The 13,990-nt window shown below is 72.0% G+C and carries 15 protein-coding genes; 7 read left to right on the top strand and 8 right to left on the bottom strand.

Features of this window, described 5'->3' with window-relative positions:
- Positions 1-43 precede the first annotated feature (43 nt).
- The gene (locus Drose_RS12355; RefSeq protein ID WP_260728317.1) at positions 44-382 is read right to left on the bottom strand and encodes an immunity 51 family protein; all 339 of its coding nucleotides are present in this window, start codon (positions 380-382) and stop codon (positions 44-46) included.
- A gap of 141 nt (positions 383-523) precedes the next feature.
- Here Drose_RS12355 and Drose_RS12350 point away from each other — a divergent pair, with 141 nt between their 5' ends.
- Positions 524-1,060: an isochorismatase family protein gene (locus Drose_RS12350; RefSeq protein ID WP_260728316.1), complete on the top strand. Its 537-nt coding sequence runs from the start codon at positions 524-526 to the stop codon at positions 1,058-1,060.
- A 385-nt stretch (positions 1,061-1,445) separates the two neighbouring features.
- Here Drose_RS12350 and Drose_RS12345 read toward each other — a convergent pair whose 3' ends face one another.
- The gene (locus Drose_RS12345; RefSeq protein ID WP_260728315.1) at positions 1,446-1,916 is read right to left on the bottom strand and encodes a MarR family winged helix-turn-helix transcriptional regulator; all 471 of its coding nucleotides are present in this window, start codon (positions 1,914-1,916) and stop codon (positions 1,446-1,448) included.
- 70 nt (positions 1,917-1,986) lie between these two features.
- Between Drose_RS12345 and Drose_RS12340 the strand changes: the two genes are divergently transcribed.
- Positions 1,987-2,355, top strand: a complete 369-nt coding sequence (locus tag Drose_RS12340) for a hypothetical protein (RefSeq protein WP_260728314.1) — start codon at positions 1,987-1,989, stop codon at positions 2,353-2,355.
- Here the strand turns inward: Drose_RS12340 and Drose_RS12335 are convergent, their stop codons facing one another.
- Positions 2,356-2,718, bottom strand: coding sequence for a DUF2203 domain-containing protein (locus tag Drose_RS12335; protein ID WP_260728313.1), 363 nt, complete (start codon positions 2,716-2,718; stop codon positions 2,356-2,358).
- A gap of 302 nt (positions 2,719-3,020) precedes the next feature.
- Between Drose_RS12335 and Drose_RS12330 the strand changes: the two genes are divergently transcribed.
- Entirely contained in the window at positions 3,021-4,442 is a 1,422-nt protein-coding gene (locus Drose_RS12330; RefSeq protein WP_260728312.1) for a serine hydrolase domain-containing protein, read from the top strand.
- A 60-nt stretch (positions 4,443-4,502) separates the two neighbouring features.
- On the opposite strand, the gene Drose_RS12325 is transcribed toward Drose_RS12330, so the two are convergent.
- A complete protein-coding gene (locus Drose_RS12325; protein WP_260728311.1) occupies positions 4,503-5,438 on the bottom strand; it encodes a LysR family transcriptional regulator in 936 nt (311 codons plus the stop codon).
- A gap of 70 nt (positions 5,439-5,508) precedes the next feature.
- Between Drose_RS12325 and Drose_RS12320 the strand changes: the two genes are divergently transcribed.
- Positions 5,509-6,486, top strand: coding sequence for a threonine ammonia-lyase (locus Drose_RS12320; protein ID WP_260728310.1), 978 nt, complete (start codon positions 5,509-5,511; stop codon positions 6,484-6,486).
- A 28-nt stretch (positions 6,487-6,514) separates the two neighbouring features.
- The gene (locus tag Drose_RS12315; protein WP_260728309.1) at positions 6,515-7,558 is read left to right on the top strand and encodes an ornithine cyclodeaminase family protein; all 1,044 of its coding nucleotides are present in this window, start codon (positions 6,515-6,517) and stop codon (positions 7,556-7,558) included.
- A gap of 202 nt (positions 7,559-7,760) precedes the next feature.
- Here Drose_RS12315 and Drose_RS12310 read toward each other — a convergent pair whose 3' ends face one another.
- From Drose_RS12310 to eccB, 3 genes are all read right to left on the bottom strand, one after another.
- Positions 7,761-8,057 (bottom strand): WXG100 family type VII secretion target, encoded by a 297-nt coding sequence (locus tag Drose_RS12310; protein WP_260728308.1) that lies wholly within the window; start codon positions 8,055-8,057, stop codon positions 7,761-7,763.
- Between the two features lie 28 nt (positions 8,058-8,085).
- Positions 8,086-8,427 carry a WXG100 family type VII secretion target gene (locus Drose_RS12305; protein ID WP_260728307.1) on the bottom strand — a complete coding sequence of 114 codons (342 nt, stop codon included), beginning with the start codon at positions 8,425-8,427 and terminating at the stop codon, positions 8,086-8,088.
- 135 nt (positions 8,428-8,562) lie between these two features.
- On the bottom strand, positions 8,563-9,969 hold the full coding sequence (gene eccB, locus Drose_RS12300; protein ID WP_260728306.1) for a type VII secretion protein EccB: 1,407 nt from the start codon (positions 9,967-9,969) through the stop codon (positions 8,563-8,565).
- A gap of 92 nt (positions 9,970-10,061) precedes the next feature.
- Here eccB and Drose_RS12295 point away from each other — a divergent pair, with 92 nt between their 5' ends.
- Entirely contained in the window at positions 10,062-10,796 is a 735-nt protein-coding gene (locus Drose_RS12295; RefSeq protein WP_260728305.1) for an SUKH-3 domain-containing protein, read from the top strand.
- A 44-nt stretch (positions 10,797-10,840) separates the two neighbouring features.
- Complete coding sequence (locus Drose_RS12290; RefSeq protein ID WP_260728304.1) at positions 10,841-11,767, top strand: hypothetical protein; 927 nt, start codon at positions 10,841-10,843, stop codon at positions 11,765-11,767.
- A 776-nt stretch (positions 11,768-12,543) separates the two neighbouring features.
- Here Drose_RS12290 and eccD read toward each other — a convergent pair.
- Entirely contained in the window at positions 12,544-13,929 is a 1,386-nt protein-coding gene (eccD, locus tag Drose_RS12285) for a type VII secretion integral membrane protein EccD (protein WP_260728303.1), read from the bottom strand.
- Between the last annotated feature and the right edge of the window lie 61 nt (positions 13,930-13,990).

Raw genomic sequence — 13,990 nt, 5'->3', positions numbered from 1 at the left:
ACCATAACGACCGGCGTGAAGCCGCGGCTCCGCGGTTCGCGGGTCAGTCGTCGAACTCGATGCCGTTCGCCTCGGCCGTGGTCACCAGGTGCCGGATCCGGCCGGCGTCCCCCGCCACCGCGCTCATCCGGGTGCCCAGCGCCTCGAGGGCCTCCCGGTCGGAGCCATAGGCGCAGAACATGCCCGCCTCCGGATCGTACGAGAAGCGGCCCTCCAGCTCCGGGGCCTCCGTGGCGACGAGCACCTGGGCGACGCCCTCCCAGAAGTACCCGTTGGGCTCGTGCCCGAGTTTCTCGATCACGCCGTCGACGGCGGTGGTCCCGGCGTTGAGCAGCAGGGAGTACTTGCCCGGGTCCAGCTCGATCAGCTTCAGCGGAGTCATGATCCCAAGCCTCGCAGCCCGCCGGTGCCCGCGACCGGCCGGGGTCGGCCGGGGTCCGACGGTGTCGTACGGCGGCTGCTGTTGATGATCGAGGGCGGGGTCCTCCCCGCGCTACGGAACCTGCGGTGTTAGGGTCTCGACATGGATTCGGTCGTTACCAACGAGATCCTGGCCCGGCACACCGCCCTGATCGTCGTGGACCTGATGCCACGCGTCGTCGAGCGGGACCTCGGCCCGCACCTCGGCGCCGACATCGTGGCCCGGACGAGCCGGCTGGTGGCCGCGTTCCGCCGGGCCGGCGGTGCGATCGTGCTGATCCGGGCCGAGCGGCCGGGCGTCGCCGAGCAGCCGCCCGGCGGCGAGTTCGTCCCGGAGCTGCGGCCGGAGCCGGGCGACATCACCGTCGTGAAGCGCACCGTCGGCGCGTTCTACGGCACCGGCCTCGCGGAGCAACTGCGCGAGCGGGGCGTCGACAAGGTGGTCATGACCGGCATAGCGACGACGATGGGCGTCGAGTCGACCGCCCGCGCGGCCGCCGATCACGGGTTCAAGGTGGTCTTCGCCGCCGACGCCATGAGCGGCCTGACCGCACAGGAGCACGAGCACGCTCTGACCGTGGTCCTGCCCCGGTTCGGCGAGGTGCTCACGACGGACGAGGTGCTCGACCGGCTCCACTGACGGTTCAGCACCCGTTCCCCGGAGCGGGCCGCGACCCGCTCCGCGACGCGGGCCCGACCGGCATCGGCGACGACCGTCGTGGCGAGGACTCAGCCCGCGACCACGACGAGCATCGATCCCACCGGTAGCGCGGGCGCCGATGAGCATGACCGGGCCGCCGGCGACGGAGTGGTGCATCCACACGCCGCCGACCGGCACGCCGTTCGCGCGACCGCCGTCCCGGTCCTCCGCCGCCTGGAACGCGGGCGGCGCCTCCGCCGCCTAAAATGCGGCGCTTCCGCCGCCTGGAACGTGGCGCCTCCGCCGCCTGGAACGTGGCCCGACAACCCACTCAGCGAAGGCGTGAGCAGCTCGACACAGTCGCGCGGCACCGCCGGTCGGCCGGCTAACCCCGCTCGTGCGCCTGCTGGATGATCCGCTGGAGCAGCTCGTGCAGCCGACGGCGGTCGCCCGCGCCCAGCCAGCCGAACAGGTGGTCGCCCAGGTCGGCGGCCACCGCGTTCGCCGCCGCGAGGCGCTCCCGCCCGCGCTCGGTGACGGTGACCTGGAAGGCCCGCCGGTCGTGCGGGTCACGGGTCCGCACGGCCAGGCCCTGCTCCTCAAGCTGATCGATGATCCGGACCAGGGTGGACTTGTCGACGCCGACCAGGTCGATCAGTTGGCGCTGGGTCAGCCCGCCTCGGGCCAGGAACTGCAGGATGCCGAAATGGCGAATGTCCATGCCGAGTGGCTTCAGCTCGGCGGCGAGCCGGTCGTGGGCGGCGCGGTGCGCCATCTGGAGCAGCAGTCCGGTCGCCACGTGCCCGTCCGGCAGCTCGGCGGCGGCGGGCCATCGGGGTCTGGCGCTGTTCGGCACACCTGCTACGCTACACCGGACAAGACGATCTCATTTGAGACAGTCTCAAGAGGTTCAGACAGGGGGTGTCATGCCCGCCGACGTTCCGGTGCCCGTCGTCTGGGCGGTCGTCTGCATCGCGCTGCTGGTGGCCGAGCACATCTACGCGCTCGTCACCCCGCCGTTCGGGCTACACGTGCCGTTCTTCTTCCATCTGACCTTCGCCGTCCTGTATGGCTGGCTCGGCATCGAGGTGTGGAACGGCGCCGGCTGGGCGCTGATCACGCTGACCGCCCTGCTCACGACGCAGGCCGTCGGGCGGGTGTTCGTGTGGCGTGCGGAGCAGCGCAGCTACGCCGTCGTGGTCAAGACCGTGCTGGCCGCCGGGTTCGCTCTCACCGTGGTGGCGCTGGCGCTGCTGTGGATTCCCGCACCGGCGCGGGCGCACCTGTTCGGCTAGCTACGGCAGGGGGCGGCGGCCGGCGAAGCCGAGGTCCGTGCGGTGATACCAGGCGAGTTCGGCGTCGCCCTCGAGCCAGCACAGCAGCACGTCGGTGCCGTCGAACTCGGCCGGGAAGTCGACCAGCAGCGGGGCCAGGCCCTTGAGCTCCGCGCCGGTCTGCTGCACCGCGGTGAGCAACTCGTCCAGCAGCGCCTGCGCGGCCTTCAACTCGGGCATCCCACCGAGGCCGGTCGGGGTGCCGCCCGGCTGGAGAGACGCGGCAAGTTCGGCGGCGTCGGCACGGACGGCCACGATCCGATCCAGCGTCGGTCGGAGCCGCGCCAGCTCGGCCTTCGCCTCGGCAACGGTGAACAGCGCCATGCGTACCAGCCTGCCACCCGACGCGGGCCTCCCGCTCGGCGGGTCGCCGCCCGCGGTGCTCGTGACGGTCCAGGGTGCCCCGCTGCCCGGCCGGAGTCCTACCGCACCGGCCACCCACCGCTCTTCGACCCGGGCGAGCCGGGCAACCCCGCCTGGCCCCCATGACGCGACGGCCGTCCGCGATCCGCTTCCGCCACCCTGGGGCCAGCCGGCCTGAGGTCGCCGCTCAGCCGCACATCGCCGGTTCGGCCGACGTCGAGGTGGCGAACGGGCCGGTCAGCGTGCATGGCACAATCCCGCGCATGACCGTGGCCCGCCGAACCGTGCTCGGGACCGGCCTCGCCGCCGCCGGTGCCCTGCTCGCCGGGTGCGGCAGGGCGGCACCGGCCACGGGCACCGCCCGGCCCGTCGGCGAGTCCGCCGGGCTGCCCGGCGCGGAGGGCTCCGCGGCCGGCTCGCCATCGGCGTCCATGTCCGGCTCGGCCGCCCCGCCCGGGTTCGGCAAGGCGCCGAAGGGCCGCGCGACCAGCCCCGCGGAGCTCACCTTCACGCCCGGCCGCGTGGTGCGGCCGCTCGGCGCGACCGCCGCGTACGGTGCGACGCTGACCCAGGTCATGACGCGATACCTCGCGCCGGCGCCGGACAACCCGAAGTACCCCGGATACGCCGGCGCCGTCGCGCTCGTCGCCGTCGACGGGCAGGTCACCGCGCACACAGCGGTCGGGCACGCGCTGCGCTACGGCACCGGCCCGGTCGAGCTGCCGAGCGCGCAGCGGGTCCCGATGCGCCGCGACGCCATCTTCGACCTGGCCTCGATCACCAAGGTCTTCACCGCGCTGCTCGTGCTCCAGCTCGCCGACCAGGGCAAGGTCGACCTCGACGCACCCGTGGTGCGGTACCTGCCCGAGTTCACCGGCGCCGGCAAGGACGCGATCACCGTCGCGATGGTGCTGGCGCACACCGGCGCACTGCCCGGCGGCGTCAGCTTCTCCGGGCTGGCCACCGTGGCGGACCGGTGGGCCAAGGTGGTCACCGCGCCGCTGGTCGGCGGTGGCGTGCCGGGCAACACGTTCCGGTACTCCGGCGTCGGCCTGATGGTGCTCGGCCGGCTCGTCGAGAAGGTCGCCGGGCAGGCGCTCGACGCGGCCGTACGGGACCGGATCACCGGCCCGCTGGGCATGCGCGACACCATGTTCAAGCCGTTGAACCAGATCTCCGGCAACGATCCCCGGCTGGTCGCCACCGAGGCCCGCAAGGCGCGGGGCCTGACACGCGGGGTGGTCCACGACGACCTGTGCCTCGCGCTGGGCGGGGTCGCCGGGCACGCGGGCATGTTCGGCACCGCGTCCGACCTGGCGGTCCTGGGCCAGATGCTGATCAACGGCGGTGAGTACGGCGGCAGGCGCATCCTGAGCGAGAAGATCGTGCGCCGGATGCTCGTCAACGCCAACCGGGGCCTGCCGGCGATCGACGCGGAGCGGCCCGGCCGCTCGTCGACGCACGGGCTCGGCGTCGAGCTGCAACAGCCCTGGTTCATGGGCAAGCTGGCCCGGCCGCTGACCTTCGGCCACACCGGGTTCACCGGCACGTCGTGGCTCGTCGACCCGGACCGGCGGGTCGTGGTGGTGCTGCTGACCAACCGCGCGCACCCGGACTGGACCCGCGCCGATCCGGACAAGCCCCGGGTCGCGGTGGCCGACGCCCTAGCCGCCGGCCTCGGCTGACCGGGCTCGGGCGAGCAGCGCGGCCACCGGCTGAGCGGTCTGCGGCGGCTGGCCGTCGGCTTACTGCGGCAGGTCGTCTGGGGCTGGGGATGGGGCCCAGCGGCGGGTGAGTTGCCGGGCCAGGCACCCGGCCATGGCCTGAACGGCTGGGGAGGGGTCCGTGGCGCGGGCGGTGACGTAGATGTCCCGGCTGAGGCCTTCGGGGTCGGCCAGTTGCAGGTAGCTGACCCCGGGCCGCAAAGTGGCGAGCAGTTCGGGGACCAGTGCCACGCCCATGCCGGCGCCGACCAGGCCGAGCAGCAGGTCGTAGTCGTCGGCCCGGAAGTCGATGCGCGGGGCGAATCCGGCTGCACGGCAGGCATGTTCGGTCACGGCCTGGAATCCGTCCGTCGGTTTGGTGGACACCCACGTCGCGTCGGCGAGGGCAGCCAGGCTGATGGCCGCCGGTGTCGCGGGTCGGGCGTGGGCCGGCACGGCCAGGAACAGCCGGTCACGGTGCAACAGGGTCTGGGTCAGACCGCGCACGTCCGGCGGGGGTAGGTGCCGGTACTGGTGCGTCACCGCCAGATCGATGTGACCGTCGGCGACGGCGACCACAGCTTCCTCGGGTTCGAGTTCGGTGAAGGTCAGGGTGACTTCTGGATGGCGGCGGTGGAATGCCGCCAGTGCGGGCACCGTCAGCGCCGGCCCCGAGGAGGCGAACGCCGCGACGCGCAGAGTTCCACCACGAAGGCCCGCCGCAGCCTGCACGGCGTGGGCGGCGGCGTGCAGTTCGGCCAGCACCTTGTGGGCCCGGTCGGCCAGCACCTGACCCGCAGCGGTCAGCCTGACGGCACGGGCGGAGCGTTCGAGGAGCCTGGCCCCGCACTGGCGTTCCAGGGCGGTCAACTGCTGGGAGGCCGCCGAGGCGGAAATCCCGGCGCGCTGGGCGGCGCCCGCGATAGATCCGGTGTCCGACACGTCCACCAAGATCTGGAGCTTCCTCGGGTCGAGCATCAGCAAAGCTTACGGTCAGCGCAAGCACGCCGACCTGGTGCCCTCGCCGAGCAGGGGGCATGGTCGAGTCATGACCGCTGCTTTCCCCCTACGCGCTGTGCGCTCCCCCACCGCTGCGGACATCGAGACCGCACGACAGGTGGTGACGGCCCACCTGGCGCCGACCCCGCTCGACCCCGGAGCGGGGACCGCGCAGGCACCGGCGCTGAAGCTGGAAAGCCTGCAGCCCACCGGGTCGTTTAAGGTCCGCGGAGCGCTGGCCGCGCTGGCCGCCGCACCGACCGGAGTACCGCTGATCACAGCGTCTGCCGGAAACCATGCCCTCGGTGTCGCCTTCGCCGCCCGGACCATGGGCCGACGGGCCACGGTCGTGGTGGCCGAGAACGCCTCGACGGCCAAGGTCGACCAACTACGCCGATCCGGCGTGGACCTGGTGCAGACCGGCGCCAGCTACGACGACGCCGAGGCCTACGCCCGCCGGGTCGCCGACAGTGGAGCCGCGCTGTACATCTCGGCGTACAACGATCCGCACGTGATCGCCGGCCAGTCGACCATCGGCACCGAACTCGACGGCCAGGTCACCGGCCCGCTGACCCTGGTGTGCGGCGTGGGTGGAGGCGGCCTGGCCGCCGGACTGGGACTGTGGGCCGCGGGACGCAACGACGTGCGCGTCGTCGGCGTCGAGGCCGCGGCCTCCACTGCCGTCTCCGCGGCGGTGGCCGTCGGCCAACAGGTACCGGTCGAGGTGGAGGCGACACTGGCCGATGGGATGGCCGGCAACATCGAACCCGGTTGCGTCACCGTTGACCTCATCGCCCGCCACGTCGACGCGCTCGTCACCGTCACCGAGGCCGAGATCCGCGACGGGATCCGCTACCTGGCCGCCGAGCGCGGGTACGTCGCCGAGGGCGCCGGAGCCGCAGCGGTCGCTGCCGTCCTCGCCGGAAAGGTCACCGCCCAAGGGCGGATCGTCGCCGTCGTCTCCGGCCGCAACATCGCCCTCCCAGCCTTGGCGACCGTACTCACCGAGCACACCACCAGCCGCTGACATCCCGAACGAAAGCAGGGCCTGCCCCATGTCGGCCAGCCACCCGATGCCCACCGTCCAGGTCCTCGACGAAGCACAGGTCCGCAGCGCGCTGTCCCCGGCCATGGTTCTGCAGGTCACCCGGGACGCGCTGATCGCCCATGCGACGGGCGCCGTCTCCCAACCCCCGCCCTGGCACCTGAACGTCACCTCCGCCGACGGCTCACCGCACGGCGAGGTGCACGTCAAGGGCGCGCACCTGCACGGCGCCCAGCACTACGCCGTCAAGCTGGCCACCGGCTTCTACACCAACCGCGACTTCGGCCTGCCCGTCTCCGGCGGCCTGAGCATCATCGCCGACGCCGCGACCGGCCATCCCCTCGCCATCGCCTTGGACAACGGGTACATGACCGACCTGCGGACCGGCGCCGCCGGCGCCGTCGCCGCCGACGCGCTGGCCAACCCGGACCTCGACCGCGCCGCCATCATCGGATCCGGCACGCAGGCCGAACACCAGTTGCGCATGCTGCTGCTGGTCCGCCAGCCCAGGGAACTCCTCGTCCACGCACGCAACCCCGCTCGGGCACACGCGTTCGCTGAACGCATGGGAGTGATGCACAGTTGGCAGGTCAAGATGACCGACACCGTCGAGGACGCCGTGCGCGACGCCCAGCTCGTCATCACCACCACCCCCTCGCACAGCCCGCTGGTGCACGGGGAGTGGATCGCGCCAGGAACCCACATCACCGCCGTCGGCTCCGACACGCCCGGCAAACAGGAACTCGACATCTCCGTCCTGCGACACGCCACGGTGATCGCCGTCGACGACCCCCAACAGTGCCTACGCCTCGGCGAACTCCAGCACGCCGCCCAGGCCGGTCTCGCCGACACCCTGCCGATCCAGACCCTCGGCCAGATCCTCACCGCACACGCCCCCGGCCGCCGCAGCCACACCGACATCACGATCGCCGACCTCACCGGCATCGGCGCGCAAGACGCCGCCGTCGCCGGCCTCCTCACCGCCACCGCTTCGCGGCATCGCAGCCAATCACCAGAGGCAGGGCGACTATCGCCTGACACGGTCAGGCGATAGTCGCGGCCTACCGCGAGCCCGACCGTGCACGCGGCAAGACCCTGCTGGAGACCGGCGGGTTCAGGGCCGAACTCCACCCTCGATCGCGAAGGGCCGGAATGAGTCATGGCCCGGCCATGCGGACGCACGTGGTCGGGCCATGCTCTCATCGGCTTGCCCCGCCTACCGTGCGACGCCGGCGGGCGGTGTCGCACGCGGCGGATCAGCGCTGGAACTTGGCGACGTTCGCCTTCTCGCGCGCAGCCATGATCTCGGCGGACTTGAGGACCGCGCTCTTGATCCCGGTGAGCAGCGTGTGCAGGTCGTTGGCCGCACTCGTCCACTCCGCCTTGCGCTGCACGAACGCCTCCTGGGCGTCGCTCTGCCAGGTGCTCACCAACGGCTGCACCGTCGAGTTGACGTTGTCCAACTCGGACTGCATCGACGACAGCGCGCTGCTGATGTCCGCGGCGGCCTGGTTCAGGGCCGCGAATTCGACGACGATCTCGTCACTGGCCATGGTCGCTTGTTCCTTCCCCGTTGTCGGCTCAGTTGAGCTTCAGCGCGCGCGTGATCTCGCCGGCCGTCGCGCCGGCCTGCTGCATCTCCTGGCGCATCTCGTCGTCGCTGAGCGTGTAGTCACGACCGGCACTGGCCACCGCGGAGGCGATGCTGCGCAGCGCGACGTTGAGGTTCGCCACGTCGGTGTCGAACCGCTCCCGGACCCCCTGGAAGGAGGTACCGCCGGCGCCGACCCAGGCCGCCTGCAGTGGTGTGAGCTCGTTCATCAGCTTGTTGAACATGCTCGTGAGCCGGTCAGCGGCCCCTTCGACCTCCCCGGCGGTCTTCGCCATGACCGCGGCGTCAGTGGTTACGCCCTTGCCTGCCATCGTGAGACCAACCTCCATTCGGTTTGCCCGCGCCTCCCCATGGGGCGGCTAGCCGAACCGCGCCGATGCCCAGCACGGTGTACCTCGATATCACCGTATCGAAGTTCTCCCACATCCTGACAGAGGGCCGCCACATCAGCCCGCCAAGGGGCGCTGCGCGGCCTGCGGATCGAGGCCCGGACCGGTCGGGATGCGGGCGACGACGTACGACGGCATGACGACCGGCTGGATCGCGCCGTAGCCGAACCAGGCCAGTTGCGCGGGACTCGGCAGCGGATAGCGTTTGCCCTGGTCAGTGACGAAGAACACAGTGCCCGTGCCCTCCTGCGCCGACGGCGCGGAGCGCACGATCGCGCCGTGACCCGGCTCCACCAGCACCCGGTCGGCGACCTCCTGCGCGGAACTGCCGCCGGTGGCGATGCCCGCGCCCACCGGCAGCGGTTCGGTGTTCACCACGAACTTCGGCGCGGTGGCGCCGTTGTCGAACGTCGAGCAGATCGCGGCGTCCGCCGGCACCGGCACCATGGCCGGCACCTCGGCGGGCGGGTCCAGGTCGGAGGCGGCCTGGCGCCGGGCCTTGGTCACCTGGGCCATCTCCGCCGGGGAGACCTCCGTGACCGACGGCCTCCCGCCCGGATATGCGGCCGCCGTGGCCGAGTCGGCGAGGATGAGCGCCTGCTCCACAGTGGTCACCGGCAGGATGTCGTTAGCGCGCACGAGGTAGTAGCTGGTCGTACCGCCACCGGTGACCGACAGCACCTGCCCGACCAGGAAGTTCTTGAGCGCCGTGGACTGCTGGCCGCGCCCCTCGACCGTGGGCTGCTGCACCGGCAGGCCCAGCGGCACGGTGTCGAGCCAGGCACCGTCGACGAGCACCGAGGGCTGCCCGTCGATGCCCATCGCACCGAGCTGCACGCGGGTCGGGACATGGAACCGATGGCCGTTCCACAACAGGTACACCTTGCTGCCGGCCACGTCACGGACCAGCACCGCCGACTTGTCCAGCGGGGTGCCGCCGGCCGGCGAGGCGCCCACGAGGACCGTGCTGACGACCGTCGTGCCGCCGCTGCCGTCCCGCGCGTTCTGCGCGCACACCGACCAGGGGGTCTTCAGCATCCGGCCGGCCGGCGGCAACGCGTCGGGCGCACCCGGGATGCCGATCAACGGCCCGCGGGTCGCGCCGACCAGCGATTCGCGCGACACGGAGACGGTGGTCACCGGCTGGCCGATCACCAGGACCGCCGACGCGTAGTTGGCGACCGGATAGAGGACGCCGTCGCGGTAGACGTACCGGGTGCCGGTCTCCTTCTCGATCACCACCACGCCGTTGGACTGCCAGCTTGTGTTGCCACCCTTCTTGAGCAGGCCGATGACGCCGAAGACGGCCACGACAAGGACGGCCACCATGACGCTGGCGAACCCCGCACCGGCCAGCCTGCGCGTCGGCGACATCGAGGGATCGGCCTCACCCGCGACGAACGCGTTGACCACCCGGCGCATCAGATACTGGTACGAATGGATCTGTTCCCGTCGGGACGGCATGCCCGGTTGTCCCTCCCCGTTCGGTGGCCCTCCATGCGAGACCGCGCTCGGCTGCATACGATAGGCCAGTTATGGGGAGGTGCGCTGCATTGGTGACGCCGGATGAGGCCGTCGAGATCGCCCGGCCGTGGGCGCTGGCCAGCGTCCCGTCCAGTGGCGGGGACATCGGGCTCTACGAGTTCGACCTGGGTTTCGTCGCGTGGGCCAAGGTGCCGCCGTCGGATCCCAGCCTGCCGCCCGCGGTCATGGGCGCGCCGCTGGCCGTGGTCGACAAGGAGACGGGCGAGCTGACCCAGTGGCCGTCGCTGTCCCCGCAACACGTCGCGGACCTCTATCGTCGCGAGGCGGCCGCCCGGACCCGGCTGCCGGAGGACGTGCGCCGGGTGCTGACCGCCGCCGGCTGGCGCTCCGACCGCGACGTCAACGCGTGGGTGTCAAGCTGGTTGCGGGACCTGTACGCTGCGGATGCCGAGGCGGCTGAGCACCTGCCGATCCACCCGGCGGCCCGCAGCCTGCTGGACGAATTCGGCGGCCTGTCCTTCCGGCAGCTCAAGCAGCCCGGCTCGACAAGCGGCGGCTACGACGTACAGTTCTGGCCGACCCAGGGCCGGATCGTCACGGACCTGTTCACCGAGTTCGCCGCCGAACTCGGCACGCCGGTGTTCCCCCTGGCCTGGTACGAGGACGGCCCCAGCGACATAGCGGTGGCCGCCGACGGGCGAGTATTTTTGCTGCACGAGGCCGGCGAGTTCCTGGTGGGCACAACCCCCGACGAGGCGATCGTCCGCCTGGTCCGCGGCGAGCCGTTCACTCCGTTCGAGACCTGACCGCGACCCAGGGTTTTGTCATACCTGGGGGGTAGGTTGGCGGTGTGGTGGGGGCAGAGGACGGGGTCACGTGGATCGACTGGGACGCACGGTTCGCCGCACAGGCGGCCGCTTGGCGTGAGCGCCGCCAGCGCCGCGCCGCGGTCCGCGCGGAGTTCGCCGAGGCCCGCCGGCACGGCTTGCACGCCCGCCATGCCGCCAAGCTGGCTCGGGCGGACAGCCGCGCTTTGGAGGAGTCGCTGGAGCAGTCCTGGCGCGAGGCCCGCGCCCGGGCAGCGGCCCGGCGGGCGGAGGCTGAGCTTGCCCGCGCGGAGACCGAGCCCATTCGTGCGGAGGCCAAGCCCGCGCACACCAAGCCCGAACCCGCCCGTGCGCAGGCCGAACTCATTCGTGCGGAGGCCGAGCCGACCCACACCGAGACCGAACCCGCCCCTGCGGAGGCCAAGCCGACCCGCACCGACGCCGAACCCGCCCCTGCGGAGGTCAAGCCCGTTCGGGCAGAGGCCGAGCCCGCGCACACCAAGCCCGAACCCGCCCGTGCGCAGGCCGAACTCATTCGTGCGGAGGCCGAGCCGACCCACACCGAGACCGAACCCGTCCGTGCCGACGTGGCCCCGCCTTCAGGCACCGCACACGACGGGTCGGCGGCCGCATACGACAAGGTGCCGACCGCGCCGGACAACCCGGACGGCTCCGACAGGCCGCTGCCTGCCCCGGAAAACCGGCAGCGATCCCACCGTCAGAAGGCGCCACCATCCCTCAGCGGCCGCCCGTCCCGCCCTGTCCAGGCTCTCCGTTCACGGCTGCGGCCCGGCCGTCCGCCGACAATTCGACGTGGCCTGACCTCGACGGACACGCGTGGTCCACCGCCGCCCCGGTGGGTTCCTCACACCCTGCACATAGCCGGCGGGTTCATCGCAGGGTCCAACCGGACGGCCGGCAGATGCTTCGTGCAGTCATCGCCGCAGTAGCTGTCGTCCGCTCGCACCACGGCGCCGACGGCGGCATCCGTCAAGGCACGGCCGCGCGGCCCGTTCCCGATGCGACTCGACGACGTCGAGCCGATCACGGAATCGGTCCGACGACGCATCGGACTGGCCATGAAACGAGCCGGGCACGAAACGGGCCGGGCACGAAACGAGCCGGGCACGAAACGAGCCGGGCACGAAACGAGCCACGGCCAGCGAGCGAAAACCAGGTGCGTCGACCGTGCCCCTGACGATCGGTCCTCAATGCCGACGCCCAGAGATCGACGCCTCACGACCAATCCGCACCCTCAACTCTCACCGCCAGCCCGCCTGATCAGCTCACCATCAACCCCCACGACCGACCCACACGGCCAACCCGCACGAGCAGACACACGCGACCGGCCTCCTTGCGACCGCTATCCTCGCGTCCGAATCTCGCGGCCCAATCCATGAACCGGCACTCAGCGGCGGCGCCTCGTGACTGGCCGCTGCGGGCCTTCCATCAGTGGCGTAGCGAACGGTGGTCACGGCGCGGCTCACGGCCCCTACCGACAGGCTGATCGCACCGACGGGTCTGCGCGAACACGGCCGTCGCGGGCACAGCGTGGCAGAAGTCAAGGCCCGACCGAAGTCAAGGACGCGAACCGAGGACAAGCGCGAACCGAGGACCCGAGCACGCACCGAGGACCCGAGCACGCACCGAGGCCAGAACGGCGAACCGAGGACCAAAGCACGGACCGAGGGCAGGACGGCGGGCCGAGGGCAGGTTCGCTGCGGGGCTAGCCGGCCAGGCCGCGCACCAACTGGTACACGCCCAGCACCTGGCAGGCGATCGGGATTGTGGCCAGGACCAGCACCACGTCGAAAGTGTCCGCCAGCCGGCCCAGGTACACCGAAGGGGGGCGGACGCTGTAGCGCATGCCGGCCGTCACCACCGCAACCGCCACCAGCAGCAACCCCAACCCTACCCCCACCTGCACCCCGACGCCTGCGTCCGCCAGGCGGGCCAGGAGCAGGGCCACGCCCAGCAAGGCGGTCAGCAGCAGCGGCAGGCGGTGGCGCACCGTCGTGAACAGGCGCGCCCGCAGCGCGGAGGCGGCCGCGACCACGGCCACCAGGATCGCGCTGACGCTGCCGTCGTGCAGGCTGAGCAGCCAGAACGACACCACGTTGGCGATCGCGAACGCGAACAGCAGGCCGGTGAAGATCTCATCCGCCCGGGCCACCGCGGCATACGTCGACACCGCGGGCGGCACCGGCTCCTGCTGCAACAGATCGTCGGTGGTCCGGGGAAGCTGCGGCAACGGTACCTTGCCCAGCCGGACCGAGAGGAGCGGCAGCGCCGGTGCGAGCAGGACCAGCAGGCCCACGACCGCGGCGGCGGTCTGCCCGGCGCCCAGCGAGGTCAGCGCGACCAGGCCCGCGACGACGCCGAGCGCGCCGAGCACGATGCCCGCGACGAACAGCCGGACCGTGGCCGCCACCGCGAGATAGCCGATCACCCCGAAGGCGAGCAGCGCGGCCGAGCCGACCAGCAGGTGCGGTGCGCCGAGCCGGGACAGCGGCTCGCGTCCGCCGAGCACCAGCAGGCCGCCGGCGAACGCGTAGACCAGGCTCCCGGCGCCGAGGGTCGCGCCGGCGGTGGCGTCGGACAGCGCGCGGGACAGTACGAATCCGCCGGTCATCAGCACGGCGGCGACGCACAGGGCGATGCTCGCCGGCACGGTCCAGGACGGACCGGCGAGCAGGAGCAGCGCGAGCGTGCCGAGCAGCAGCGAGACGCCGACGGCCAGGCCGGTGACCCGGGTCGCCGTCGGGCTCCACGCGACCCCGTAGCGGCGGGCGCCGGCCGCGATCGCGTCGACCACGTCGTCGTACTCGAGCTCGGGCCATTCCTCGTAGCGCGGCGCGAGGTGCAGGATGTCACCGTCGTGGATGTCCTGGGCGGCGAGCGTGCGGCTCATGTCGAGCGTCGACCCGTCGGTGCGGCGCAGGATCCAGCCGCCGTGGTCGAGCCCGTCGTCGGCCAGTGACTCTCCGGCCCGCGGCAGGACGCCGGGCAGCAGCATCGCCAGTGGGATCTGCTCCGGCAGGGCGAGGTCCAGCCGCCGCTTCGGCGCGGCCAGGACGACCCTGGCCAGACCGGCACCAACGTTCTCCGCCATCGCTCCTGCGCCTCCCCCGGTCCATCGAGAGTGCCCAACCTAGCAGCCGGATGGTTAGCAT

The sequence above is a fragment of the Dactylosporangium roseum genome, from assembly GCF_025264685.1.
Classification (GTDB): Bacteria; Actinomycetota; Actinomycetes; order Mycobacteriales; family Micromonosporaceae; genus Dactylosporangium; species Dactylosporangium roseum.
This window is presented reverse-complemented; position numbering and strand designations above follow the sequence as displayed.

What these genes read in the sequence shown, in the direction of transcription:
- Drose_RS12355 (WP_260728317.1), bottom strand. Translation starts at nt 382, where the DNA reads ATGACTCCGCTGAAGCTGATCGAGCTGGACCCGGGCAAGTACTCCCTG.
- Drose_RS12350 (WP_260728316.1), top strand. Translation starts at nt 524, where the DNA reads ATGGATTCGGTCGTTACCAACGAGATCCTGGCCCGGCACACCGCCCTG.
- Drose_RS12340 (WP_260728314.1), top strand. Translation starts at nt 1,987, where the DNA reads ATGCCCGCCGACGTTCCGGTGCCCGTCGTCTGGGCGGTCGTCTGCATC.
- Drose_RS12335 (WP_260728313.1), bottom strand. Translation starts at nt 2,718, where the DNA reads ATGGCGCTGTTCACCGTTGCCGAGGCGAAGGCCGAGCTGGCGCGGCTC.
- Drose_RS12330 (WP_260728312.1), top strand. Translation starts at nt 3,021, where the DNA reads ATGACCGTGGCCCGCCGAACCGTGCTCGGGACCGGCCTCGCCGCCGCC.
- Drose_RS12325 (WP_260728311.1), bottom strand. Translation starts at nt 5,438, where the DNA reads ATGCTCGACCCGAGGAAGCTCCAGATCTTGGTGGACGTGTCGGACACC.
- Drose_RS12320 (WP_260728310.1), top strand. Translation starts at nt 5,509, where the DNA reads ATGACCGCTGCTTTCCCCCTACGCGCTGTGCGCTCCCCCACCGCTGCG.
- Drose_RS12315 (WP_260728309.1), top strand. Translation starts at nt 6,515, where the DNA reads ATGTCGGCCAGCCACCCGATGCCCACCGTCCAGGTCCTCGACGAAGCA.
- Drose_RS12310 (WP_260728308.1), bottom strand. Translation starts at nt 8,057, where the DNA reads ATGGCCAGTGACGAGATCGTCGTCGAATTCGCGGCCCTGAACCAGGCC.
- Drose_RS12305 (WP_260728307.1), bottom strand. Translation starts at nt 8,427, where the DNA reads ATGGCAGGCAAGGGCGTAACCACTGACGCCGCGGTCATGGCGAAGACC.
- eccB (WP_260728306.1), bottom strand. Translation starts at nt 9,969, where the DNA reads ATGCCGTCCCGACGGGAACAGATCCATTCGTACCAGTATCTGATGCGC.
- eccD (WP_260728303.1), bottom strand. Translation starts at nt 13,929, where the DNA reads ATGGCGGAGAACGTTGGTGCCGGTCTGGCCAGGGTCGTCCTGGCCGCG.